Here is a 1,000-nt window from a genome sequence, read left to right on the forward strand (position 1 = left end):
TCGGACGAGGCGGCTCGCCATGCGTATGCGGCCGGCCAGCTCGAGACGGCCTATGCGCTCGCGCAGCGCTGCCTCGAGGACGCGCTCAAGGAAGGCCGCATCAACGACGTGCTCGACTGGCTCGCGCGCCTGCCCGATGCGGAGCTCGACAAGCGTCCGACGCTGCGGGTCGCGGTTGCGTGGGCGCTGGCGCTCGGCGAGCGGCACGTCGAGGCGTGGCGCCAGATCGCGGGCATCCTCGCGGCGCCCGACACGCCGCGCGCGATGCGCTACGAATGCGCGCTGATCCTGAGCGCGGCCGCGTATTACGCGGACGAGATCGACCGCTTTGTCGAGCTGTTCGAGCCGTGGGCGGAGTTCGCGCCGCCGGCCGCGACCTGGCTTGCGCAGATGCACGCGAACCGGCTGTCGGCGCGCGCGATCATCCTCGGCGAGCCGGCGCAGGCGCGTCGCTTCCAGCAGAGCGCGCCGCGTGGCGAAACGGCGGCCGGGTTCGGCTACGTCGCGCGCTGGGGCGAGCTGATCACGGGCCTCAGCTATCTGTCGGAGGGACAGGTGCAACTCGCGGACGACGTGCTGTCGCCCGCGCTGGCCCGCGCGGAAGCCGATCTCGGCCGCCGCCATCCGCTGACCTGCATGTTCGCCGCACTGTGCGCGGCGATCGCGTACGAGGCCGATCGCGTCGACCAGGCGGCCGCGCTGCTCGCGAACCGGCTCGACGTGCTCGAGCACGCGGGCATCCCCGACACGGTGCTGCTCGGCTACTGCACCGCGGCGCGCATCGCGATGCTGCGCGGCGTCGAGCATCGCGCGATCGACCTGCTCGAAGCGCTGGATGCGATGGGCGTCGCCCGCGAGCTGCCGCGGCTGTCGGTGGCGAGCCTTGCCGAACAGGTGCGGATCCACGCGGCGCGCTACCGCGAGGCGACCTGTCATGCGCTGGTCGAGCGGATCGATGCGATCGCCGCGGCCGAATTCCCGGCGCACGGGCCGCTGTGGC

The 1,000-nt window shown here is 72.9% G+C and carries 1 pseudogene; it reads left to right on the forward strand.

The window, feature by feature from the left end:
- A pseudogene (locus tag G3N94_RS41450) lies at window positions 1–1,000 on the forward strand (LuxR family transcriptional regulator); the annotation flags it as partial.

The sequence above is a fragment of the Burkholderia sp. Ac-20353 genome (genome assembly GCF_017104785.1).
GTDB lineage: Bacteria > Pseudomonadota > Gammaproteobacteria > Burkholderiales > Burkholderiaceae > Burkholderia.